Raw genomic sequence first — 21945 nt, forward strand, 5'->3', positions numbered from 1 at the left:
CCATGCCTGCTTTAATGTTTTGCTGCTTCCAGCGTTCGTACCGGTGTCAACGGATATATCCGTTGGGTCCGGAATCAGCCGATTTGCCACCGATAGCGAGTCTCGGTTTTAGGTAGAGTCGAATGCCTCGTGGGAACTCTTAACAGTGTATACACCACTACTCGAGTATGGACACGAGCAAGCAACTCTACGAACTCGAGGCCACGGGCTGGAAGCGAGGGCTGTATGACGACGTCAAACGGACGTTCCGCGCGCCGATCGTCAACTGGATCTTCCGAACGACGATCGCGAACTACCCCGAGTTCGTTCGGTACGCATGGGGGCAGGTGAAACCGGCGTTCGAGACCGCTCGCTTCGGCCAGTTTTCGGTTACGTATCGCGATACCGTTCTCTCGGCGGTTTCGGCGGACACATCGATTCCGACCTATCGCTGTGACGAACTCGAAGTATCCCCGTCCGAATACGGTGAACTTCGCGGCCAACTCGAGACGTACGATATCGTCGCCCCGCGCCTCGCCGTCCTCTTCGAACTCGTCGACAGAGCGCTGTCCGAGAAACCGATCGGCACTGAGCCCGATCGAACTCGAGCAGCGACCGCACCGTTGCCCGCCTGGCTCGATGCCGATCGAGGGCGGCCGCCGACGATGGTCGCGTTCGACGAGTCGCCGGCGGAACTGGCCGACGTTGTCGACGGGATCCAGTCGTTTCACGGTCTCGAGGACGGCCTGCCGAGTATCTACCGGACAGTTGCCCAGTGGCCCGGATATTTACTCCCGATGTGGAACGATCTCGAACCGGTGCTCCGCAGTGACGGGTTCTCGACGGCGGTCGATGACGGTCGCGCAGTCGTCACCGAGTACGTGGACTCACTCGCTTACACGCCACAACTCGGCCCCGACGCGCTCGCACAGCAGGGCCTCGACGAATCGGCGATCGACGAACTTCAGGATCTGTTCAGGGAGTTCAATCAGGGTGTGATCGAGACCGTCATCCCAGCGCTGCCGGTGTACGCAACGACGGTCGACGCCGTCGGCAGCCGCTCGCTCGAGTAAGCGAGCGGAGGTTCATATTTCGTCGCAGCCGTGTGAAATTCACCCATAGTATATTGCCAGTGCGAGCGAACAATGCTCGTATGTCATTCGATCCAACCGCCGTCGAAACGATCACCGTCGACTCGTATGGGACCCTCGTCGATCCGGCTGCCGTTGAACGAACACTCGAGACACACGTCGACGACGAACACGTCCAGTCGGTATCCAACCAGTGGCGTAGTCGCTCACTGATGTACACGATGGTGAGTAACTTCACCGACAGCTACCAACCGTTTTACGACATGAACCGCGATGCGCTACGAGTTGCGCTCGCAGGCCACGGCGTCGACCTCGACTCGGAGACGATCGAGGAAATCCTCGCTTCGTACCACGATCTCGATCCGTTCGAGGACGTCCGCAGCGGACTCGCAGCGATAGCCGACGCCGGGTACGACGTCTTCGTGGTCTCGAACGGCAATCCAGACATGCTCGAGTCGATGGTCGAGACGGCTGATCTCGAGTCAGTACTGTCGGGCACGATCAGTGCGGACGAGATTCGGACGTTCAAACCCGATAGCGAGATCTATCGACACGCGGCGGCACGAACGGGGACGCCGATCGAGTCGATCGCCCATGTCGCTGGGCCGACCTTCGACGTGCAGGGGGCGATGCACGCGGGCATGCAGGGGGTCTGGATCAATCGAACGGGTGGTATCTGGGATCCGTTCGCGGACGAGCCGAATCTGACGATCAAAACGTTCGACGAGTTAGCAGTCGAACTCGGCGTATAGCGTCGCTCACGTCTCGTTACGATCGTCTTCCGAGCAAGCAGTATCCGTCATTCTGCACGTACTGCGCAATCGTCAATGATTTTATAATAAATATTCTTTAAATTATTGGTCTCGGCGGGAATGACGTATTCACACCGCCGTATTCAAGTAGTCGCGAACCATAATTCGACATACATAACAATTTAATACTTGCAATATGACGGAGAGTAGTGTATGCAGACTCATACCAAGGAAGCGCTGGCATCATTGACTGCAGCGGTAGCACTCATTGGTGTCATACACGCGGGGATCTGGTTCACGATGTTCGGGACCCCCGATTTGACCGTGTTGGGGTTCCCGTTCCACTACTTTTGGTTAGTGGCGGGTGGGCCAGTGGCGATGTTCGTCCTGTACTGGGTGTACTACCAGTACATCACGTCGTCCATTATGGAAGAGAAACGGCAGCTGAAGGCGTCTGCAGGTGGCGTTGGAGCACCTGACGATATCGGCGCAAAAGCGGGTGATGACGATGATTGAGCCGCTGGCACTCCAGCAAACGGGGGAGTACCCGTTTCAGGAGACGTTCACCGACCTCGTGATCCCGATCGGGATCATCGTCGTGATGTTTCTCGTGTTCTACGGGATCAGTTACTACATGAAAAGCAACATCCAGGGCAGCGACGACTACATGGTCGCTGGACGGACCATCGGCCCATTCGTCAACGGGTCTGCGGTCTCAGCTACCTGGGAAAGTTTAGCGACGTTCATGGGTGTCGTCGCACTGATGGTCCAAGTCCAGATTCCGTTCCTGGCAGTGTGGACTAACTTCCTGCTGTCGATCCCACTGATCGTCATTCTGTACGGCCAGACGCTACGCCGACTCGGCTCGTACACGCCGGCGACGTTCTGTAAGGATCGCTACGGCAACACGATGTCAGTCGTGATGGCGCTGCTCATCGTGTTCGTCATGTTGATGTACGCCCTCGGTCAGTTCATCGGGCTGGCACAGGTCGCCGAGATTCTGTTCGGGTGGGACTACACGCTCTCACTGTTCGTCATCGCCGTGTTGGTTACCGGATACGTCGTGATCGCCGGGATGTGGGGTGTGTCGTACAACTCCGCCCTGCAGTTCTGGATCATGCTCACCGCCGCGTTCATCCCGATGATGTTCGTTCTGAATCAACTCGGTTCGTCCGGTTGGTACTTCCCACCGCTTGGTTACGGTGACCTCGTGCCGGAAATGCAACAGACGAATCCCGGCTTCTTCGACATGACGTTCGATACGCGGTGGTACTTCGCGATGTTTCTGGCGATGGCGCTGGGGCCGATCGGGATGCCCCACCTCGCCCAGCGGATCTTTACCAGCCGCAGCGTCGAAGCCGGGCGGAAAACCGTCTTCTGGTTCGTCCTCGTGACGGGCCTGATGTTCGCGACGATCTACTCCGTCGCGTTCGCCGGCGTCTACTGGCTCGGGCAAGAAGGGTTCGAAGTCGCCGAAGCCGACTTCGACAAAATGATCTTCTACCTGAACTTCGCGTTCAACGGTGATTCGATCACCGGCTACGTCGTCGCCGGTGCAATCGCGGGCGGACTCTCGACCGTCAGCGGTCACATGCTCGCGATCAGCGCCGCGGTCGCAAACGACGTCATCGAAGCTTTCGAACTCGAGGTCACCGAAGATCGCAAGACACAGTTCGGCTACGCCGCCGTCATCGCGTCCGGACTGATCGTTGCCCTGATCGCACTCAGTCCGCCGGCGTTCCTCGTCGTCAGTATCCTCTGGGCGTTCGCCATCAGTGCCGCAGCGATCACCCCCGTGATCGTCCTCGGCGTCTGGTCCGCCCGCGTGAACCGATACGGTGCACTCGCCTCGAGTGCCGTCGGCTTTCTGACCGTCCTCGTACTCTCGCCGCACGCGTTCGGCAGCATCGGTGCCGGAGCCGAGGGACTCACGGCACAGCTCGGTATCGACGCGATCATGATCGCGTTCCCGCTGTCGATCCTGACGTTCGTCGTCGTCTCACTGATTGCGGAACGCGTCGGCTCGCTGAACGTCGATCCGGAATCGAACCGCAACCTGATCAACGAAATGCACGGCTACCCTGACGACGACGTCGACCGCTTTACCAGCGCGACGCCGCTGATCGTCCTCGCTGTGTTGATGCTGCCGATCCTCTGGTGGGGCATACAACCCTGGTAGCCTGTTCAAGCCTCTCATAGTATATGCAGCTCTTTGGCTCCAAACTCGGAACGGTGGCGTGGCTGCTCATCGGCGCTGGAACGGCCGCACTCGCGGTCTACAACGATAACCAGCTGACGGCACTCATCGCCGTCGGCTGGGTCACTCTCGCCGTGTTCAGCTGGGCCGAGTATCGAAAAGACGACTGACCGCCGCAGACGTTTTTGCCATTGCAGCGTCCCGAGTTGCCGCTCGAGCGATTACAGACGTCGCGAAGCTACGAAAACACCTTTAAAACGGATACAGTCGACGCCACTCTCTACTGCGTACACTGAAAAGAAGAATACACCTGCAGTCGGTGAGGGCTTACTGTTCGTCCAATAACACGGTGACCGGCCGTGTCGACTCGAGCAGCACCGACTGGGTGACGCTCCCGAACAGCATTTTCCCGGCGGCACTCTTCTTTCGACCGCTCATGATGATGTTGTCGGCGTCGATCTCGTCGGCGACAGCGAGAATCTGCTCGATGATGTCACCTCGTTCCAGTCGCGTTTCCACCTCGACCCCAGCGTCGGCAAGCAGTTCGTACGCGACGGTCGTGCTGTCGGGGAGTTCCGGCTCAGCTCGCCCTTCGTCCCGTTGTGATTCGAACTCCTGTAACCAGGGTTGCTTGGTGGAGGCGGACACGTTCAGTAGGATGACCGCTTTCTCCGACGGCTCACCGGGAAGGTCCCTGACGATCTCTGCCGCTCGTTTTGCCCGTGTTTCGCTCTCATCGATCGGGAGCAAAATCGTGTGCATAGGTGACACTCGAGTTACCGTTACTTAATCATTTGGGCGACCGACAGCCGTCCGTGACCGACCCCGAGTCAGATCGCACAGATCAGCAGCCGGATACGTCGAGGTATGTGATTGATTCTCCAGTAAACCGATAACAAGACTTTAGAATATTGGCACTCATGGTCATACCAATGTTCGACAAAAACGAGCTCGAGGGGATTCGCGAGCAACAGGACCAGTGGGAAGAAGAGACACGTGATCCCGTGCTCGAGCGCCACGGGGAACGGAAAGACCGCTTTGCGACGATTTCGAACCACGAAGTCGATCGGCTCTACACACCGGATGACATCGCCGATCTCGATTTCGAAGACGATCTCGGATTTCCCGGTGAGCCACCGTACACGCGCGGCCCGTATCCGACGATGTACCGCGGACGGACGTGGACGATGCGGCAGTTCGCCGGCTTCGGCACGGCTGAAGAGACCAACGAGCGCTTTCATTACCTGATCGACGAGGGCCAAACCGGTCTCTCGACGGCCTTCGACATGCCGTCGCTGATGGGGATCGACTCGGACCATCCGATGAGCGAAGGCGAAGTCGGCAAAGAGGGCGTCGCCGTCGACACGCTCGCCGATATGGAGGTTCTCTTCGACGGGATCGATATCGGCGAAGTCTCGACGTCGTTCACGATCAACCCGTCGGCGGCCGTCATCTACGCGATGTATATCGCCCTGGCCGACCAGCAGGGCGTTCCTCGGGATAAAGTGCGCGGCACGCTCCAGAACGACATGCTCAAAGAGTTCATCGCTCAGAAGGAGTGGGTGATTCCGCCGAGTCCCTCGCTGAAGATCGTCACCGACACGATCGAGTTCGCCGTCGACGAGACGCCGAAGTTCCACCCCGTCTCCATCTCGGGCTATCACATCCGCGAAGCCGGCTCGACGGCTGCCCAAGAGGCCGCTTTCACACTCGCTGACGGCTTCGCCTACGTCGAGGACTGTCTCGACCGCGGCCTCGACGTCGACGACTTCGCTCCCCTCCTCTCGTTTTTCTTCAACTCCCACAACTCCATTTTCGAAGAGATCGCCAAGTTCCGCGCCTCCCGCCGCGTGTACGCCCGCGTAATGGAAGACTGGTACGGTGCCGAACAGCCCGAATCGAAACGGCTGAAGTTCCACACCCAGACGGCCGGGCAGTCGCTGACCGCCCAGCAGCCGCTGAACAACATCGCTCGTGTCACCATTCAGGCACTCGCGGGCGTCCTCGGTGGCACGCAGTCGCTGCACACGAACAGCTTCGACGAAGCGCTGGCGCTACCAAGCGAGAAGGCAGTCCGTGTCGCACTGCGAACCCAACAAATCATCGCCGACGAATCCGGCGCGGCCGATATCGTCGACCCGATGGGCGGCAGCTACGCCATCGAAAAACTCACCAACGAGATGGAAGCCGAGATCATGGGCTACATCGAGGAGATCAAAGAGATCGGCGACGGCTCCGTCCGCGACGGCGTCCTCGACGGCATCGATCAGGGCTACTTCCAGCGCGAAATTCAGGAGTCGAGCTACGAGTACCAACAGCGCGTCGAACGCGGCGAGGAGGTCGTCGTCGGCGTCAACAAATACACCATCGAGGAGGACACCTCCCCAGAGATCCTCCAGATCGACGAAACGACGCGCGACCGCCAACTCGAGCGACTCGAGCGGGTCAAAGACGAGCGTGACGACGAGGAAGTCGAGGCCACCCTCGAGGCGCTGTCGGATGCGATCGACTCCGAGGAGAACGTCATGCCGTACATCATCGACGCCGTCAAAGCCTACGTGACGATGGGCGAGATCATGCAAGTCTTCGAAGACCACCACGGCGCCTACCAAGAAGAGCTCAGTCCTGTCTAATCCAGCGTTGCATTCGCCCCTGTAGTCGCCGCGCTACTCGCTTGCCGTGTCTTCGGGCTCGAGCACGTACGTACACTCCGTATACGTCTCCTCACCGATCGTGATCGGTTCCGTTGTGGCCTGTTCGAAGCCGAACCCGCGGTAGAACGCGTTCCCCGGCTCGTTGGCCTCGAGAACCATCGCGTTGAGCCGCTCGACGCCCTGCTCGACCAACCGATCGCGTGTCGCCTCGAGTAACTGCCGACCGAGGCCCTCGTTGCGATGGTCCGGCGCGACGTAGACCCGGAGAATGTTCCCTTCGTTGTCGTCGGGGTCCCAGACAGCGTGGGCAAAGCCAACGACCTCGTCGTCACGTTCGGCGACCAGCATGAGTGCGCGCGACCAGATAATCGAGTCTCGAACGAGGTCGTCCGAGTACCACTCGTCGAATCCTTCCTGAATTGATTCCCGGCTCAGGATATCCGGGTAGTCTTCGGTCCACGAGGAGCGGGCGACGTGTTGGATCGCATTGACATCATCGGGGGTGGCAGCGCGTACTGTCATATGCTGACAAGCACCTATGTCGAATTAACATTTGTGCCCCGCAGACGTATGCGTGGGGACGACGCACCACGAATTTCGATAGAATCATACCCCCTCCAGCGAAACGCGAATGTATGAGTGCTGACAGCGAACAGCGGAGTATCCGTTGTATGGTAGCGAAAGTAGGACTCGACGGCCACGACCGTGGCGCACACGTGATTGCCCGTGCGTTCCGTGATGCCGGTTTCGAAGTCATCTACTCCGGTCTGCACAAATCCCCCGACGACGTCGTGCAGGCAGCCGTCCAAGAGGACGTCGACGTTCTCGGCATCTCGATTCTCTCGGGCGCTCACGACACGCTCGTCCCGAAAATCATGGACGGCCTCGATGAGTACGGTGCGAAAGCGGATACGCTCGTCCTCGCCGGCGGCGTTATTCCAGAGGAAGACCGAGCGGAACTCAAAGACGAGGGCGTCGCAGCGATCTTCGGCCCCGGAACGTCGATCGAAGAGACGATCGACTTCGTCCGCGAGAACGCGCCCGAGCGATGACCGCCGACACCGACCGACTGCTCGAGGACCTGCTCGAGGGCGACCACCGTGCACTGGCGCGGGTTATCACGAAGATCGAAAACCGATCGCCGGGGTACCGAGAGCTCGTGTCGGCGCTGCACACCCACACTGGCAGTGCGGACGTGATCGGCATCACCGGCTCGCCCGGCGCAGGTAAGTCGACGCTCGTCGACAAGATCGCAAAGACCTACCGCGACCGCGGACAGACCGTCGGCGTCATCGCCATCGACCCGTCCTCGCCGTTCAGCGGCGGCTCCGTGCTGGGTGACCGCATTCGGATGGCCTCGACCGTCGGCGACATGGACGTCTTCTTCCGCTCGATGTCCGCCCGTGGCTCACTCGGCGGCCTCTCGACGGCGACAACCGACGCCGTGCGCGCACTCGACGCCTTCGGCAAGGACAAGATCATCATCGAAACCGTCGGGGCCGGACAGAACGAAGTCGACATCGTCAAAACCGCCGACACAGTCGCGGTCCTCGTTCCGCCGGGTGGCGGCGACGACATCCAGATGCTCAAAGCCGGCATTCTCGAGATCGCCGACGTCTTCGTCGTCAACAAGGCGGACATGGATGGCGCGGATATGACCGTCAAAGAGCTCCGGGAGATGGTCACGATGGACGACCCGACGCCGCTGGCGGGCCACCACGGCCCGGACGAAACGGCGTCGTTCGGCGAATCCGACGATGCGACCGCCGACTCCGCCGCCGAGACGTGGACGCCACCGATCATCGAGACGATCGCGACCAGCGGCGAGGGCGTCGCCGACTTCCTCGACACCATCGACGACCACGTGACGTGGCTCGAAGACACCGGCGAGCGAGCAGCTCAGGAGCGCACCCGCTACGCCGACGAGATTCGGACGCTCTTTCGCGAAGATACATCCGCACTGCTCGAGGCCGAACTCGAGGCCCGCGGCGGCCTCGACACCTACGTCGATTCGGTCGTCGACGCCGAGACGGACCCGTACACGGTCGCTGCCGAGTTCCTGGAGCCACTCGAGGCGTGTCTTCAAGAGCAGTCGCTGGCGTCGGAGCCGAATGAATCGACCGTAAAACGCGCCGAGTAGCCAGTTCGGAGACCGACACGAATCGTCACCAGCCTCTCTCGAGCGCGCAGAAATTGAAATCGGTCGAAAAGCAGTCGAGAAACGCTGCGACCGCCCTCAGTTCAGCAGGTGTTGAGCGATCGTATTTCGCAGCACTTCGCTCGTCCCTTCGTAGATCTCGTTAAGTTTGGCGTCGCGGTAGAACCGTTCGGCGGGGAAGTCCTTGGTGTAGCCGTAGCCGCCGTGGATCTGGATGCCTTCGTTTGCGACCTCACGGCTCACTTCGCTGGCGTAGAGTTTCGCCTGCGCGGCCTCTTTGATGAAGTTCTCGCCGCGGATCTTCTTGTCTGCAGCGTCGTGCATGAGCAGGCGGGCAGCGCGCGTCTTCGTATCCATGTCAGCGAGTTTGTGCTGAATTGCCTGGAACTCGCTGATCGGCTGGTCGAACTGCTCGCGGTCCTGGCTGTATTTGACTGCCTCGTCGAGCGCGGCCTGTGCGATCCCGATCGACCGGGCGGCGATCGTGATACGGCCGCCGTTGAGCGTCTTCAGCGCCTGCACGAAGCCGTCGCCCTCGTCACCGAGCAGTCGGTCTTCCGGAATCCAGAGGTCGTCAAACCGGAGTTCGGCCGTCGGACAGCCCTTATCGCCGAGTTTCTCCTCCGTCCCTTCGACGATGAATCCGTCGTCTTCCTCGGGACGGACGATGAACGACGAGATCCCCTTGTTGCCCGCGTCGGGATCGGTTTTGGCGAACACGGTCACCGTGTCGGCGACCGAACCGTTCGAAATCCAGAGTTTGCCACCGTTGATCAGGTAGCCGTCGCCGTCTTCTTCGGCCGTCGTCTCCATCGCCGGCACGTCGCTGCCAGCGCCGGCCTCCGAGAGGGCGAACGCACCGATGTCCGTCCCCTCCGCGACGGGCGTGAGGTACTCCTCTTTCTGGGCCTCGTCGCCGAACTCGTAGAGCATGTTCCCCGCGAGCGAGATGTGGGCGGCGACGATCGTTCCGAGACCGCCGGAGCCACGCGAGATCTCCTCGAGGGCTGCCGGGTACGTGTGGTAGTCGAGACCGGCACCACCGTACTCCTCGGGGAACGGCATCCCCATCAGTCCGAGTTCGGCGAGTTCGTCGACGATGTCCTGGGGGAACTCGTCTTTTTTATCGATTTCGTCGGCGATGGGAACGATCTCCTCGTCGACGAACTCAGTAACCATCTCCGTGATCTGGCGCTGCTCGGCCGAGAGACTGAAGTCCATACCTCACACTTCACACGTCTTTCGTATAGATTTTCCTCTTTGGGAAGCCATCGCAGTGGCACTTTGACTCCTCCCACGACGAGCGACGCTGGGCCCGCGAAAGAATATGTACGATGCCCTAGAACAGGTCCGGTATGGCATACAGTTACGAGCCACACCGCTTCGAGGAGTTCGAAGAGGGCCAGACGTTCCAGAGTCCCGGCCGAACGATCACCGAGACGGACGTCGTCATGCATTCCGCGATGACCAGCGACTGGAACGAACTGCACACGAACGCCGAACACGCGAAAGAGCGCGATTTCGGCGAACGGATCGTCCACGGCCCGATGACGTTCGTCCAAGCGATCGGCATGGTCATGCGAATCGGCATTCTCGAGCGAACCGCCTACGCGTTCCTCGGCATGAACTACATGGATCTGCCGAACCCAGTCCACATCGGCGACACCATCTCACTCGAGATCGAAGTCGCCGAGACGAAGGAGTTAGAGAGCCGTGACGACGTGGGGCTGGTCGTCTTCGAGACGGAAATGACCACACAAGATGGCAGGATTGTCTTCCAAGGAGATCTGAAGTTTTTCGTCCTCACAGCCGACGACTAACCCGGATTTCTGCCCGGTCATCAGCAATCATGGCAGAACTCAAAGTATTATTGCAGTCAGATAATTTGTCGAATGCTATCGAATCAGTAGGTCAACGACCACAACGAGAGTCGTTCTCAACGCAACGTACAAATCGGTTGTAAAAGCGTCTATCACTGTGTTTTCGAGATCGACAACCGATCAAGCTGAAACAGGTGTCGGTGATCGCATCGTGCAAAAGTCAACTGAAATCGTCGACGACAGTTCACAGGGTCACCGGGTGCGTAGCACCGTAAATCGAGGTCCTGTTAGGAGGCACCGTCCGGTGACGAGAGCGGCCCGGATACCAAACACGGAATGCAGAAAACATCTACAGAAGAAAAGATGTTCAGATAAATATCGGATTAGATATAGTTTTGGGAGCACCAGATACAAGCGCCACCATCACACGGTCATCTGCACAGCAGCAGTGCTTCGAGTCGCTACGTCCCGCTTGATGCGCCGTTTTCCCGTGCTGCTTCGAAATGGCGGCGCTCGATGACGACCTCGTCGGCCCGGTCGTTTGCCTCGTCGGGTCCGTAGGCGTCGGCAACCTCGCGGATCGCTTTCATCGACGCAGTTCGGACCAGCGCTTCGAGGTCGGCGCCGGTGTAGCCCTCGAGTTCAGCCGCGAGCGCCGAAATGTCGACCGCGTCGTCGAGTGGCTTCCCGCGGGTGTGAACCTTGAGGATCTTCTCGCGAGCGTCGTGGTCCGGTTTCGGAACGAGGACGTGCGTATCGAGTCGGCCGGGTCGAAGCAAGGCAGGGTCGATGTGGTCCTTGCGGTTGGTAGCAGCCAGTACGACGAGGTTCGGGTTCTCGCGCATTCCATCGAGTTCCGTCAGAAGTTGTGAGACGACGCGTTCGGTGACCTCGTGGCCCCCCTCGCCACGGGTGGCGGTGATCGCGTCGATCTCGTCAAAGAAGACGATCGACGGGGCGGACTGGCGCGCCCGTTCGAACACCTCACGGATCGCCTTCTCGCTCTCGCCGACGTAGCGGTCGACGATCTCCGGGCCGTCGACGCGGACAAAGTTGACGTCGGTTTCGCCCGCGAGCGCGCGGGCGAGCAACGTCTTCCCGGTTCCGGGCGGCCCGTAGAGTAAGACACCCGAGGGCGGTGTCGTGTTGGTCTCCTCGAAGAGTCGTTCGTAGGTCAACGGCCACTCGACGGATTCGCGAAGGGTCTGTTTGGCGTCCTCGAGACCGCCGACGTCCGAAAAGTCCGTCGTGGGCGATTCGGCGACGTACTCGCGCATCGCGGACGGCTCGACAGATGCGAGCGCAGCGTCGAAGTGGGCTTTCGTGACGGTCGGGTCGCGGTTCCACGCTGTCCGGTCGTCGGACTCAGTTGGTCGCCCACGGATCGCCGCCATCGCCGCCTCGCTCGCCACTGCATCGAGGTCCGCGCCGACGAATCCGTGCGTTCGTCTGGCGATGGCGTCGATGCTCACGTCGTCCGCGAGCGGCATCCCGCGGGTGTGGACCTGCAGGATCTCCTTGCGGCCGGCCTCGTCCGGCACGCCGATCTGAATCTCACGATCGAACCGACCGCCACGACGAAGTGCGGGATCGATCGTGTCGACGCGGTTGGTTGCCCCAATGACGATCACCTCGCCGCGGGCGTCGAGACCGTCCATCAGGGTCAATAGCTGGCCGACGATCCGGTTTTCAGCGTCGCCTTCGTCGTCTCGAGTGCCGGCGATCGAGTCGATTTCGTCGAAGAAGATGATCGTCGGCGCGTTTTCCTGGGCCGTCTCGAACACGTCACGAAGCCGTTCTTCGGACTCGCCTTTGTACTTCGACATGATCTCCGGCCCGGAGATCGTCTCGAAGTGGGCGTCGACTTCGTTGGCGACGGCGCGGGCAATGAGCGTTTTACCCGTTCCCGGCGGTCCGTAGAGCAAAACACCCGACGGCGGCTCAACGCCAAGTCGCTGAAACAGCTCCGGTTCCGAGAGGGGGAGTTCGATCATCTCGCGGACGAGTTCGAGTTCCTCGTCTAACCCGCCGATATCCTCGTACGTAACTCCCGACGTAGGTGCTGTCCCGGCGTCCTCAGACGTAGAACTCGCCGAACTGGTCGATTCGGCGCGGCCCTGTGCTCGCCGTCGGTCGTGGCTGGAACTCGAAGAGTCCTCAGAGGGTGACTCCGTGCCGGTTCCGACGATTCGAACTGTCGTCGTGCTCGTGATCCGAACGTCGCCGTCGGGATCAGTGTCGGTAACTCTGAACGGGTTCTGATCAAGTCCTTCGATGCGGACCTGTTCGCCGGTTCGGACCGGACGGTTGCGGAGTGCCTTGGCGGCTTCGCGTTCGGCGGCCCCCTGTTGACCACTAAACGACGCCGGCGAGGCGAGCGTCACTCGCGTCGCATCGGCGATCGTCGATGTCGATTTCGTCCTGACAGTCACCGTATCGCCGACGTGTGCCTTGGCGTTTGCACGGGTGTCGCCGTCGATCTGGATGACGTTCTCCGGCACCGATGAATCCGCCGGCCACATCTTCGAGACCGTCGTTTGCCCGCCCTCGATGACCACGGTGTCGCCACTCAACACGCCAAGTTGTCGTCGCGCCGACTCCGGGATTCGTGCAACACCCCGTCCCGCATCCCGCTTTTCGGCGGCGCGAACCGTCAGCGACACGCCGTCCGAATCCGACTCGCTCATACACTCGTCCTTTCGGGCGCGGCGTCTTGAGAATTGTCCCGTCATTGGACGTCGAGATCGGGCGCTCATGGTACGTCCACGATAGATCTTACTCTGCTATCATTTTCGATCGATACACAACCGATGTCTTCCGGACGGAACGTGTATCCAACCCGTAATTCGACATCCTCGTCCGTATTTACAGGGTCGTTATCGGCTCGAGACGACTCGAGAGATGGAAGCGCGAAACAATCAAAAAGACAGTTACTCACCCACAGATCTATGTTAAGATGCCACGCATAGTTTGGTAGCCGCAGTTTTCACAATCCATAGTTGTCAGTACTATTTAAATCATCACCGTGGCCCCGTCCGGAGAGATACAGCCGCCGCTGAAACAGTGAGACTGGCGCTATACATCGTGGATGGCTTTCGTCTAAACAATCATATACTGAAGCGGCAGTTCAGGCCCTACAGTCGTTCATGCAGCTCATTTCGCAGTATTCTCTCGTAACATGACTCGTCAACGAATCGGTGAAATTACAGTGTACCGAGACTGCAACTAGAAGAACGATATTCACCCCGGTATAAAACGACTTACTGGCCTCGCTGAACCGTTACATCTAGCGGCGTGTCTAACTAACGAACTGGAGGTATTTATCGAAGCGCGAATTATAGCCATCATATTCTTACTATCTATATCGGAATTATCGCCCCAATTAGCAACGATCAGTATGTAGAACTGAGACTGTGTAACGGTCGTAACGATTGGAGCCGTTAATGCAGCGACTCGAAGTGGCCTCTGACGGGCGGAAACCTGCCCACGAGCACAATGACAAAAGACAAAACGACTAGCGACCGCCGTGGTGTTCTCCGAACGGCCGGGACAGTTGTCCTCGGCGCGATCGGACTCACCGGTGTCGCTTCGGCAAGTGGAACAGACTACAACGACGGCAAACACGACGACGGCAAACACGACGACGGCAAACACGACGACGGCAAACACGACGACGGCAAACACGACGACGGCAAACACGACGACGGCAAACACGGTAGAAAGAGGTTCCCCGGTAAAGGCAAAGGTTTAGAAGACAAAAAATACGGAGACGGAAAGAAGTTCCCCGGTAAGGGCAAGGGTTTAGAAGACAAAAAATACGGAAATGGAAAGAAATTCCCCGGTAAGGGCAAGGGTTTGGAAGACAAAAAACACGGAAATAGAAAGAAGTGAGAACACGGGCCGGTCCGATTGATGACGCTCTCTAGCGAGACCATTCCCTAATAGGGGAATCCCGTTTTTGCAGCACAATACAAAGAGCGATACGCAGCTGTTATAATGGGTATTGATTAGCGAGGCAGTCCGTATTGACCGTTTTTCACCCAACCAAGAGATGGTCGGGTCGCAGTCGGGTTGTATCGGAGAACGATCCTTCCGAGCGAGGACCGGGTCACGGCGCGTCCGCTACCGAACTCGCCATCACTCGAGTCGCTCGCGATGGTCGGCAGCGAGCTCACGAGCCTGCTCGAGCGTGTGAGCCTCAGTCCAGCGAACGCGGTCGCCGTCGCCGTAGGCGAGCGCCGTTTTGAGTTCGTCGCGGAGCACCCCGTGGTCGACTGCGAGCACCGTTCCGGACCCGTCGCCGAGTTCGTACACGCCCGGACGGTCGGGGGCGCTGGCAACGGCGCTTCGATCGAGGTCACGCCAGGGTTTCTGGAGCGGCATGGGAGATCAGTCGTGCTGCTCGCCGTTGTTGGTGTCGTCCTCGCTCTCGACGAGTTCGTAGGCGTGTTCGCTCATCTCGTCTTCGGCGAAGACGAACACCCGACCGTCGACCAGCGAAAGGTCGGCTTCGACGCGGATCGAGTACCCCTCCGTCGTGACGGTCACACCAGGGAACAGCACTTCCTCGTCGTCGCCCTCGAGCATCACGCGGCCGACGCCGGTCGACTCGAGGATGTCGTCGTGGGTATTGCGGTCGTTGACGTAGGTCATGACTCCTTCGACGCCGTCGGGATCAGTGACGAGGACGTGGACTTCCTTCCCGGGCGGGGTCTTGATCGCGCCGTCGACGGGCTGTGGCGGGCCGTGGTAGAACACGTCCCGACCGTCGAGATACTCGACGACGACGCCACCCTCGACGAAATCGACACCGATCGTACTCGGTGCGACGTTGTTTCGTGCGCTCATTGCCAGTCGATTCGGCCGGGACGGGGAAAAGCGACCGGTTCCAGCGCCACCGCTTGCGACGTCGAGACCGTCAGCCGTAAATACACGCTCTGAGACGATTCCGGTATGGACGGTCGCGCCGTTGCCCCAGCAGCCGGAACGGTTCTCAACGCGCTTGCAACCGGGACCGGTTCGGCGTTTGCGATCGATCTCGAGACGACAGCCACGGTCAAACTCACCGACGATGGCGAGGTCGACGCCGAGATCGCTGGCCAGCCCGACGCGGATACGACGCTCGTCGAGCGCTGTGCCGAGCTAACGATCGCCGAACACGCCGACGCTGCAGGACTCGACGAGACAGCAGTGGGTGCTCGAGTGGAGACGAACAGCGACGTGCCGATGGCCTCGGGACTGAAAAGTTCGAGCGCGGCGGCGAACGCCACCGTGCTGGCGACGCTCGACGCGCTCGAGCTCGGCGACGCGCTCGAGCGGATCGACGCCTGCCGACTCGGTGTGCAAGCGGCCCGCGACGCCGGCGTCACCGTCACCGGTGCGTTCGACGACGCCAGCGCGAGCATGCTCGGTGGCGTAACGATCACCGACAACATGGCCGACGAACTCCTCGCCCACGAAGAAGTCGACTGGCACGCCCTGGTCTACACGCCACCCGAACAGTCCTTTAGCGCCGACGCCGACGTCTCCGCCTGCGAACGAATCGCGCCGATGGCAGACCTCGTCGCTGAACTCGCCCTCGATGGACGTTACGGCGAGGCGATGACTGTCAACGGCTTCGCGTTCTGCGGTGCCCTCGGCTTCTCGGCCGATCCGATGGTCGAGGCGTTGCCGGATGTCGATGGCGTCTCGCTGTCCGGCACCGGCCCGAGTTACGTCGCCGTCGGCGACCGACGGACGCTCGAGACGGTACAGGACCGATGGACCGAACGCGACGGAACGACACGACTACTGCAGACACGAACTGACGGGACACAGATCCAATGACTCGAGACACAGCCACGAACGAAGATGAGGAGAATCGAACGCCGGACGAAATGAGCCTCGATGAACTGCGCGAGGAGATCCAGACGATCGACCGCGAAATCGTCGAGCTCATCGCCCAGCGAACGTACGTCGCGGACACGATTGCGCAGGTCAAAGACGAACAGGGGCTCCCGACGACCGACGAAAAGCAAGAACAGCAAGTGATGGATCGGGCGGGATCAAACGCAGAACAATTCGACGTCGACGCCAACCTGGTGAAAGCGATCTTCCGACTGTTGATCGAGTTGAACAAGGTTGAGCAGCGAGAGAATCGGTAGCAAATAACATAATTTTCACGTATCTACTGCTGTTTCTTCTCGTCAATAGCTTCAGCGTTCGACGCCGGAACACCTACAGCAACACGTGGGAATTTCCTATGCACTCGTGGCGAGGGCCTGTTCGTTCACACTCGAGAGAGTTAGAACGCTCGACAAAACGTCGTAAAGCGGAATACCGCCGGAAATGACCCGCATTAGTCGTCGCTCGGAACCGCTTGTGGCTCGTCGCTCCACGATCCGCTCGAGAAATCAACGCCGCCGTTCCAGTGGCCGACGAGTGTTGCAACGGCGAGATCTCCGGCGACGTTGGTCATCGTTCGCAGGCGGTCAAGGAGCGGATCGATTCCTGCGATAAAGCCGACGACCGCGACCGGAAGGCCAACCTGTGTGAGCACGAGGGTCATCAAAACCAGTCCCGCACTCGGAACGCCCGCGGTCCCAATCCCTGCAAGGACGGCGATTGCGACGATGGAAATCTGCTCGGTAAGTGTCAGAGAAACATCTACAATATTCGCAGCGAAGATGGCGACGATTCCGAGGTACATGCCCGTTCCGTCCATATTGATCGTCGCGCCGAGCGGGAGTGAGAAACTGTAGATGGCTTCGTTGACGTGGAGGTTCTCGTCAGCATTCGACATCGAAACCGGTAACGTCGCACTTGATGAGCTGATCCCCAGTGCTGTTACCAGCGCATCCTTGATTCCGACGAGGAATGCGATGGGCGACTGCTGGGTCAAGATGAGAATCATCACACCGAGATAGACAACGGTGACGTGAATCGTGACGCCGAGTACTAGCGTCAGTGCCAGCATCGCGAAGGTGCCGAACACGTCGACGCCGGCTTCGGCGAACGCGACAGCCATGAGCGCAAAAATACCGATCACGCCGTACTCCATAATTCCCCACACGACCTTGAACAGCGCCTCGGAGCCGGCTTCGGCCAGCTTGAAGAACGTCTCGACACCATCCTGAATATCCCTGTCGTCGGTGCGTTCGCGAAGGACGACGAGTGCGAGGCCAAAGACGATCACGAAGAAAATCATCGCCAAGATGTCGCCGGATGCCATCGCGTCGACGGGGTTTTCCGGAACGATTCCGAGCAATACCTCCGTGAAGCCCGGGGCTTCCTCAGCATCGAACTCTGCATCCGTTAGCGTCATCCCCGTTCCCGGCTCGAGGATATTTGCAACAGTCAGGCCGATCGTAACCGCGATCACGGAGGTGATCGCATAGAGCGCCACGACCTGACCGCCGATCTTACCGAGTGACGTGGGTGAGAGTTGCCTGATTCCCATCAACAGCGTGAAGATGATGATCGGAACAACGATCATGCTCAGCAATCGAACGAACAGATCGCCAAGCGGTTCGAGCACGGTCACCGGTTCGCCAACGGTAAGGCCGACTATCGATCCGAGGACGAATGCCACACCGATCCGATAAACGATGGGAATCGATCGGTATCGATTCCACCAGTTTTGTATGGAAGTTGTTACCATCCCACATTTATTTTTGAGCCCAGCGTGTGAAACAGTTCACCACGCACAATCCAGGCGTATACATCGGTTGCCAACTCAGTCAGTCGCCCGCTCGATAACGCTCGTTCCACCGCGGTCCGGCCCGACTCGAGAGCGCGTAGCCGACCACACCGAAGCCGAGTCCAGAAAGGGCAAGCGCGAGCGCAACCGTCGTCGACGGTGGCACGACGACGAAGCCGGCAACCAGCGTCGGCACGAGCGCGATGGCGACGCCGACGGTAAAGAGCGTAAAGCGGACGGCATCGAAGAGAAATTCGTTGGGATCGAAGCCGGCGATGTAAACGGTCAAGCCGTAGTAGTATAGTGCATACCCCGCGAGCAAGAGCGCACCGACGACGGCGTCGACGGCCGTCGCCTCGAACCAGTAGATCGCACCCAGATACGGCACGGCAACGGTCGGCGCACCGACGAGAACAAAGGCGATTCGTTTCGCTTGGAAGACATCCGCAACTGAGACTGGATAGACGAGATAGGCCTCGAGTGCATCGAACTGGGTCAGCCAGTTGTACGTGGTAAAGGCGGTTAGCCCGAGGACGCCGCCGAAGAAGATCCCCGGTGCGGGCGCGATGCCGGTGATCGTCTCGACGAGGCCGACGAGCGCGGCCACGAGTGCGAGCAGAATAGTAGCCGAGACGAACGGCTTCCAGACGCCGCCGGACGACCGCGCCAGATCGAGCAGCGTCTTCGAGACGAGGGCACTCGTCGAAGACTCGAGGGGAACTGCGTCGCTGAGTCGAGCGAACCGGTCGCCGGCGGTTCTCGAGGGATGCCCGTAAGTGGGGTCGTACACGACGAGCGACGCTGTGGCGACGACGGCACCCCCGACGGCCAGTCCGCCTGCGCTGGCCAGCGACCCCTCGAGTGGCACGAAGACAGCCCAGACCAGCGGTGTGAGCCCCAGCACCCACAGACCACCAATGGCGACGACGACCACGCTGGCGATGGCCCACGCCGGCACGCCGCGAGTACGGATCGCGATCACCGCGACAGTCAGGACCATCCCGGCGACGAACGAAAGCGACAGCGACAGCCAGAGCGTGCCCACGGCCAACGGCGCCCGAGCCAAGCGGCCGACCAACACCGCGTTGCTGGCCGCCATCGGCAAGACGAACGCGATCGTGTAGAACAGCGCATCCTTCAGCAAGAACAGTCCCAGCAGCCGACGCCGGGACAGCGGCAGCGTCGCCGGGGTCGACAACACGAGCGAGAGATCTCCGAACACGTTCTCGAGCATATCCGAGCCCGCGAAACCGGCTGTCCCGCTGTAGAGACCGAAACAGAGTGCGAGGACGTGCAAACCGGTGATGATCGTCCCCTCAGCAGTGCCGGTCTCGCGGAGTGCGACCGTCGCCCCGACGGCGAGGGTTGCGATCACGAGCGGGAAAAGCGCGAATCGCCACCCGCCGAACAGACGCGTGTGGAGTCGCCACTCCTCGCGAAAGAGCACGGCGAACAGCCGCCACGCCGTCGCACCCTGTCGCGTCGACGCCCCGCTCATTGGTTCGACCCGAGGTGCTCGAGCGACGGCGCATCGCGGACGTCCGTTTCGTTGACGTGCTCGAGGAAGACCTCGAGCAGCGGTTCGTCGTTGGCGCCTGCAGTCGCCGCGTGACTGTCCGCCGAGCGCGGTGCCGTGTGATCGGCGAATGCTCGTTCGGCGACGAGGTCGCCGTTGGCGACGATGCCGACCCGCGTACAGATCTCCTCGGCGACGTCGATGTTGTGCGTCGAGACGAACACGGCGTTGTCGCCGGCCGCATACGAGACGAGAAACCGTTTGACCTGCTCCTGGACGAGCGGGTCGAGGTTCGCCAGCGGCTCGTCGATCACGACGACGTCGGGCTCGTGGAGAAACGCCTGTGTGAGCATCACCTTCTGTTGCTGGCCCCGCGAGAGGTCGGTGTGAAGCGTGTCGAGTTTGCGCTCGAAGCCGAGTCGGGTCGCCCAGACGTCGGTTTGCTCGGCGACAGTGTCGGGCTCGAGGTCACGAACGTTGCCGACGAACTCGAGGTACTCCCGTGGCGTCAGAAAGCTCGGCGGCGATCCCTGCTCGGGTAAGATTCCGACCTGACGTCGCGTTGCGAGTGGCTTGGCAACCGGATCGGTTCCGAGGACGCGGACAGTGCCCGATTCGGGCCGGATCTGCCCTGTCAGAATCCGAATCGTCGTTGTCTTGCCGGCACCGTTCGGTCCGAGGAAACCGTACACCTCGCCCCGTTCGACGCCGAAACTCAACCCGTCGACTGCCCGAACGTCGCCGTAGGACTTCGCCAGTCCGTCGACCTGGATCACACCCATTGCGTATCCGATCGTTCGCAGCAACTGATAATTATACTGTCGGCTGGGGAAAACAAAGCGACTGCGAGGTCGATTCGATCTCGAACCCGTGACAGCCAATCGACAATATTGTGGGCTGGCAGTCAGAACTCCGTGCCGCGCCGTGCCCGCTGGCCGTCGTCGATCGGGTGTTTCACCTTCCGAACGTTCGTGATCAGATCGACCCGGTCCTCGAGGTAGGTCGGCTCGGCGTGGCTGCCCGAGAGGACGAGTTCGAGACCGTCCGGTTTCGCGTCGATCAGGTCGTGGACGTCGTCCTCGCCGAGTAGCCCGCGGTCGGCCGCATAAAGCACCTCGTCGAGGATGAGCATGTGCATCCCGTCTTCCGCCGGCGCGTCGAGGTCGATTGGCGCGTCGAGATCGGCGTCTGCGGCCGCCTCGAGCAACTCGTGAGCGCGCTCGAAGCCCGCCTGTGCTTCCGCCTCGTGGTCGGCCTCGTCGCTGCCGTCGGCCATGCCGTGCCAGCCGTAGTGACCGAGGTTCTCGTAGCTAATCCCCGGGAGGGCTTCGATTGCGTTGTACTCGCCACGAACCGCCTCGACGCTCGAGGCCCCACCTTTCATGAACTGGAGCATGTGCACGCGGTAGCCGTGGCCCGCAGCGCGCACGCCCATGCCGAGCGTGGCCGTCGTCTTCCCCTTGCCGTCACCCCACCAGACCTGGACGAGCCCGAACTCCTCGGGCGCGGACGGCTCGATTCGCTGGGCTTCCGGCGTTCGTCCCTGCCCCGGCGTGTTTTCGATCGTCGAGTCGGCTGGCTGATCGTCACTCATATGCATGCCGTCGAACCGGTCATACATGTAGTTAGCCACATCCCGCCGGTCGGACGGACCAAACACGTCATTAGGCTTCGATCCTAACGTATCCGCACCCATATGTCACTCGAGTTCTCATCGTCCGGCGACACGCCCGATCTCGAGCGCATCATCAGCGTGCTGGACGATGCCGACTGCCGGGAGATTATCTCGGTCCTCGAGGAACCCAAGACCGTCCCAGATATCGCAGACGACGCCGATCTACCGCTCTCGACGACGTACCGCAAACTCGATCGATTGACCGAAGCCGAACTGGTTGACGAAACGGTCGGTGTTCAGCAGGGTCGACACCACAAGTCACGCTACGTCGCGAATTTCGACCAAATTTCGATCAGCTTCGACAACGAGCGAACGCTGTGTGTCGACGTCGATCGTTCGAGCAAATCCTCGCTTAGCATCTGGTCGAAAGCGACCCAGAAGTTCTAATCAAAACGCGACGGCGAGTTTCCCTCCCAATCGCGAGC

The 21945-nt window shown here is 60.3% G+C and carries 23 protein-coding genes; 13 read left to right on the top strand and 10 right to left on the bottom strand.

The window, feature by feature from the left end; genetic code table 11:
• The first annotated feature begins 167 nt into the window (after positions 1–167).
• The 5 genes from GCU68_RS20220 (at position 168) to GCU68_RS21485 (ending at position 4189) form a co-directional block, all read left to right on the top strand.
• Positions 168–1052: a halocarboxylic acid dehydrogenase DehI family protein gene (locus GCU68_RS20220; protein WP_152944450.1), complete on the top strand. Its 885-nt coding sequence runs from the start codon at positions 168–170 to the stop codon at positions 1050–1052.
• Positions 1053–1132: 80 nt separating this feature from the next.
• Complete coding sequence (locus tag GCU68_RS20225; protein WP_152944451.1) at positions 1133–1822, top strand: haloacid dehalogenase type II; 690 nt, start codon at positions 1133–1135, stop codon at positions 1820–1822.
• A 213-nt stretch (positions 1823–2035) separates the two neighbouring features.
• Entirely contained in the window at positions 2036–2338 is a 303-nt protein-coding gene (locus tag GCU68_RS20230; RefSeq protein WP_152944452.1) for a hypothetical protein, read from the top strand.
• Entirely contained in the window at positions 2325–4001 is a 1677-nt protein-coding gene (locus GCU68_RS20235; protein WP_152944453.1) for a sodium:solute symporter family protein, read from the top strand. The genes GCU68_RS20230 and GCU68_RS20235 overlap by 14 nt, the downstream gene beginning before the upstream one ends.
• A 23-nt stretch (positions 4002–4024) precedes the next feature.
• Positions 4025–4189 (top strand): hypothetical protein, encoded by a 165-nt coding sequence (locus GCU68_RS21485; RefSeq protein ID WP_168927128.1) that lies wholly within the window; start codon positions 4025–4027, stop codon positions 4187–4189.
• Positions 4190–4346: 157 nt separating this feature from the next.
• Here the strand turns inward: GCU68_RS21485 and GCU68_RS20240 are convergent, their stop codons facing one another.
• Positions 4347–4781, bottom strand: coding sequence for a universal stress protein (locus tag GCU68_RS20240; RefSeq protein ID WP_152944454.1), 435 nt, complete (start codon positions 4779–4781; stop codon positions 4347–4349).
• Between the two features lie 170 nt (positions 4782–4951).
• On the opposite strand from GCU68_RS20240, the gene GCU68_RS20245 reads away from it, so the two are divergent.
• Positions 4952–6652, top strand: a complete 1701-nt coding sequence (locus GCU68_RS20245; protein WP_152944455.1) for an acyl-CoA mutase large subunit family protein — start codon at positions 4952–4954, stop codon at positions 6650–6652.
• A gap of 33 nt (positions 6653–6685) precedes the next feature.
• Here GCU68_RS20245 and GCU68_RS20250 read toward each other — a convergent pair whose 3' ends face one another.
• The gene (locus GCU68_RS20250) at positions 6686–7195 is read right to left on the bottom strand and encodes a GNAT family N-acetyltransferase (RefSeq protein ID WP_152944456.1); all 510 of its coding nucleotides are present in this window, start codon (positions 7193–7195) and stop codon (positions 6686–6688) included.
• Between the two features lie 113 nt (positions 7196–7308).
• On the opposite strand from GCU68_RS20250, the gene GCU68_RS20255 reads away from it, so the two are divergent.
• Both GCU68_RS20255 and meaB read left to right on the top strand, forming a co-directional pair.
• Complete coding sequence (locus GCU68_RS20255) at positions 7309–7725, top strand: cobalamin B12-binding domain-containing protein (RefSeq protein ID WP_152944457.1); 417 nt, start codon at positions 7309–7311, stop codon at positions 7723–7725.
• A complete protein-coding gene (gene meaB / locus GCU68_RS20260) occupies positions 7722–8813 on the top strand; it encodes a methylmalonyl Co-A mutase-associated GTPase MeaB (RefSeq protein WP_152944458.1) in 1092 nt (363 codons plus the stop codon). Before GCU68_RS20255 ends, meaB begins: the two co-directional genes overlap by 4 nt.
• A 96-nt stretch (positions 8814–8909) precedes the next feature.
• Here the strand turns inward: meaB and GCU68_RS20265 are convergent, their stop codons facing one another.
• Complete coding sequence (locus GCU68_RS20265) at positions 8910–10052, bottom strand: acyl-CoA dehydrogenase (RefSeq protein WP_152944459.1); 1143 nt, start codon at positions 10050–10052, stop codon at positions 8910–8912.
• A 134-nt stretch (positions 10053–10186) separates the two neighbouring features.
• Here GCU68_RS20265 and GCU68_RS20270 point away from each other — a divergent pair, with 134 nt between their 5' ends.
• Positions 10187–10651, top strand: a complete 465-nt coding sequence (locus GCU68_RS20270) for a MaoC/PaaZ C-terminal domain-containing protein (protein WP_152944460.1) — start codon at positions 10187–10189, stop codon at positions 10649–10651.
• A 461-nt stretch (positions 10652–11112) separates the two neighbouring features.
• On the opposite strand, the gene GCU68_RS20275 is transcribed toward GCU68_RS20270, so the two are convergent.
• Positions 11113–13338, bottom strand: coding sequence for an AAA family ATPase (locus GCU68_RS20275; RefSeq protein ID WP_152944461.1), 2226 nt, complete (start codon positions 13336–13338; stop codon positions 11113–11115).
• Between the two features lie 808 nt (positions 13339–14146).
• Between GCU68_RS20275 and GCU68_RS20280 the strand changes: the two genes are divergently transcribed.
• On the top strand, positions 14147–14542 hold the full coding sequence (locus GCU68_RS20280) for a hypothetical protein (RefSeq protein WP_152944462.1): 396 nt from the start codon (positions 14147–14149) through the stop codon (positions 14540–14542).
• Between the two features lie 246 nt (positions 14543–14788).
• Here the strand turns inward: GCU68_RS20280 and GCU68_RS20285 are convergent, their stop codons facing one another.
• Positions 14789–15034 (bottom strand): DUF7508 domain-containing protein, encoded by a 246-nt coding sequence (locus GCU68_RS20285; protein ID WP_152944463.1) that lies wholly within the window; start codon positions 15032–15034, stop codon positions 14789–14791.
• Between the two features lie 6 nt (positions 15035–15040).
• Positions 15041–15499: a DUF5796 family protein gene (locus tag GCU68_RS20290; protein WP_152944464.1), complete on the bottom strand. Its 459-nt coding sequence runs from the start codon at positions 15497–15499 to the stop codon at positions 15041–15043.
• Between the two features lie 105 nt (positions 15500–15604).
• Here GCU68_RS20290 and GCU68_RS20295 point away from each other — a divergent pair, with 105 nt between their 5' ends.
• Both GCU68_RS20295 and GCU68_RS20300 read left to right on the top strand, forming a co-directional pair.
• The gene (locus GCU68_RS20295) at positions 15605–16477 is read left to right on the top strand and encodes a shikimate kinase (RefSeq protein ID WP_152944465.1); all 873 of its coding nucleotides are present in this window, start codon (positions 15605–15607) and stop codon (positions 16475–16477) included.
• Positions 16474–16794 (top strand): chorismate mutase, encoded by a 321-nt coding sequence (locus tag GCU68_RS20300; protein ID WP_152944466.1) that lies wholly within the window; start codon positions 16474–16476, stop codon positions 16792–16794. The genes GCU68_RS20295 and GCU68_RS20300 overlap by 4 nt, the downstream gene beginning before the upstream one ends.
• 194 nt (positions 16795–16988) lie before the next feature.
• On the opposite strand, the gene GCU68_RS20305 is transcribed toward GCU68_RS20300, so the two are convergent.
• From GCU68_RS20305 to GCU68_RS20320, 4 genes are all read right to left on the bottom strand, one after another.
• On the bottom strand, positions 16989–18290 hold the full coding sequence (locus GCU68_RS20305; RefSeq protein WP_152944467.1) for a dicarboxylate/amino acid:cation symporter: 1302 nt from the start codon (positions 18288–18290) through the stop codon (positions 16989–16991).
• A gap of 79 nt (positions 18291–18369) precedes the next feature.
• Positions 18370–19827: a hypothetical protein gene (locus GCU68_RS20310; RefSeq protein ID WP_152944468.1), complete on the bottom strand. Its 1458-nt coding sequence runs from the start codon at positions 19825–19827 to the stop codon at positions 18370–18372.
• Entirely contained in the window at positions 19824–20627 is an 804-nt protein-coding gene (locus GCU68_RS20315) for an ABC transporter ATP-binding protein (protein WP_152944469.1), read from the bottom strand. The genes GCU68_RS20310 and GCU68_RS20315 overlap by 4 nt, the downstream gene beginning before the upstream one ends.
• 122 nt (positions 20628–20749) lie before the next feature.
• On the bottom strand, positions 20750–21439 hold the full coding sequence (locus GCU68_RS20320) for a cob(I)yrinic acid a,c-diamide adenosyltransferase (RefSeq protein ID WP_152944470.1): 690 nt from the start codon (positions 21437–21439) through the stop codon (positions 20750–20752).
• 102 nt (positions 21440–21541) lie between these two features.
• On the opposite strand from GCU68_RS20320, the gene GCU68_RS20325 reads away from it, so the two are divergent.
• A complete protein-coding gene (locus tag GCU68_RS20325; protein ID WP_152944471.1) occupies positions 21542–21907 on the top strand; it encodes a winged helix-turn-helix domain-containing protein in 366 nt (121 codons plus the stop codon).
• Positions 21908–21945: the final 38 nt, after the last annotated feature.

The sequence above is a fragment of the Natronorubrum aibiense genome (assembly GCF_009392895.1).
Taxonomy (GTDB): Archaea; Halobacteriota; Halobacteria; order Halobacteriales; family Natrialbaceae; genus Natronorubrum; species Natronorubrum aibiense.

Coding starts and splice junctions, on each gene's coding strand:
- GCU68_RS20220 (WP_152944450.1), top strand. CDS start 168: ATGGACACGAGCAAGCAACTCTACGAACTCGAGGCCACGGGCTGGAAG.
- GCU68_RS20225 (WP_152944451.1), top strand. CDS start 1,133: ATGTCATTCGATCCAACCGCCGTCGAAACGATCACCGTCGACTCGTAT.
- GCU68_RS20230 (WP_152944452.1), top strand. CDS start 2,036: ATGCAGACTCATACCAAGGAAGCGCTGGCATCATTGACTGCAGCGGTA.
- GCU68_RS20235 (WP_152944453.1), top strand. CDS start 2,325: ATGACGATGATTGAGCCGCTGGCACTCCAGCAAACGGGGGAGTACCCG.
- GCU68_RS21485 (WP_168927128.1), top strand. CDS start 4,025: ATGCAGCTCTTTGGCTCCAAACTCGGAACGGTGGCGTGGCTGCTCATC.
- GCU68_RS20240 (WP_152944454.1), bottom strand. CDS start 4,781: ATGCACACGATTTTGCTCCCGATCGATGAGAGCGAAACACGGGCAAAA.
- GCU68_RS20245 (WP_152944455.1), top strand. CDS start 4,952: ATGTTCGACAAAAACGAGCTCGAGGGGATTCGCGAGCAACAGGACCAG.
- GCU68_RS20250 (WP_152944456.1), bottom strand. CDS start 7,195: ATGACAGTACGCGCTGCCACCCCCGATGATGTCAATGCGATCCAACAC.
- GCU68_RS20255 (WP_152944457.1), top strand. CDS start 7,309: ATGAGTGCTGACAGCGAACAGCGGAGTATCCGTTGTATGGTAGCGAAA.
- meaB (WP_152944458.1), top strand. CDS start 7,722: ATGACCGCCGACACCGACCGACTGCTCGAGGACCTGCTCGAGGGCGAC.
- GCU68_RS20265 (WP_152944459.1), bottom strand. CDS start 10,052: ATGGACTTCAGTCTCTCGGCCGAGCAGCGCCAGATCACGGAGATGGTT.
- GCU68_RS20270 (WP_152944460.1), top strand. CDS start 10,187: ATGGCATACAGTTACGAGCCACACCGCTTCGAGGAGTTCGAAGAGGGC.
- GCU68_RS20275 (WP_152944461.1), bottom strand. CDS start 13,338: ATGAGCGAGTCGGATTCGGACGGCGTGTCGCTGACGGTTCGCGCCGCC.
- GCU68_RS20280 (WP_152944462.1), top strand. CDS start 14,147: ATGACAAAAGACAAAACGACTAGCGACCGCCGTGGTGTTCTCCGAACG.
- GCU68_RS20285 (WP_152944463.1), bottom strand. CDS start 15,034: ATGCCGCTCCAGAAACCCTGGCGTGACCTCGATCGAAGCGCCGTTGCC.
- GCU68_RS20290 (WP_152944464.1), bottom strand. CDS start 15,499: ATGAGCGCACGAAACAACGTCGCACCGAGTACGATCGGTGTCGATTTC.
- GCU68_RS20295 (WP_152944465.1), top strand. CDS start 15,605: ATGGACGGTCGCGCCGTTGCCCCAGCAGCCGGAACGGTTCTCAACGCG.
- GCU68_RS20300 (WP_152944466.1), top strand. CDS start 16,474: ATGACTCGAGACACAGCCACGAACGAAGATGAGGAGAATCGAACGCCG.
- GCU68_RS20305 (WP_152944467.1), bottom strand. CDS start 18,290: ATGGTAACAACTTCCATACAAAACTGGTGGAATCGATACCGATCGATT.
- GCU68_RS20310 (WP_152944468.1), bottom strand. CDS start 19,827: ATGAGCGGGGCGTCGACGCGACAGGGTGCGACGGCGTGGCGGCTGTTC.
- GCU68_RS20315 (WP_152944469.1), bottom strand. CDS start 20,627: ATGGGTGTGATCCAGGTCGACGGACTGGCGAAGTCCTACGGCGACGTT.
- GCU68_RS20320 (WP_152944470.1), bottom strand. CDS start 21,439: ATGAGTGACGATCAGCCAGCCGACTCGACGATCGAAAACACGCCGGGG.
- GCU68_RS20325 (WP_152944471.1), top strand. CDS start 21,542: ATGTCACTCGAGTTCTCATCGTCCGGCGACACGCCCGATCTCGAGCGC.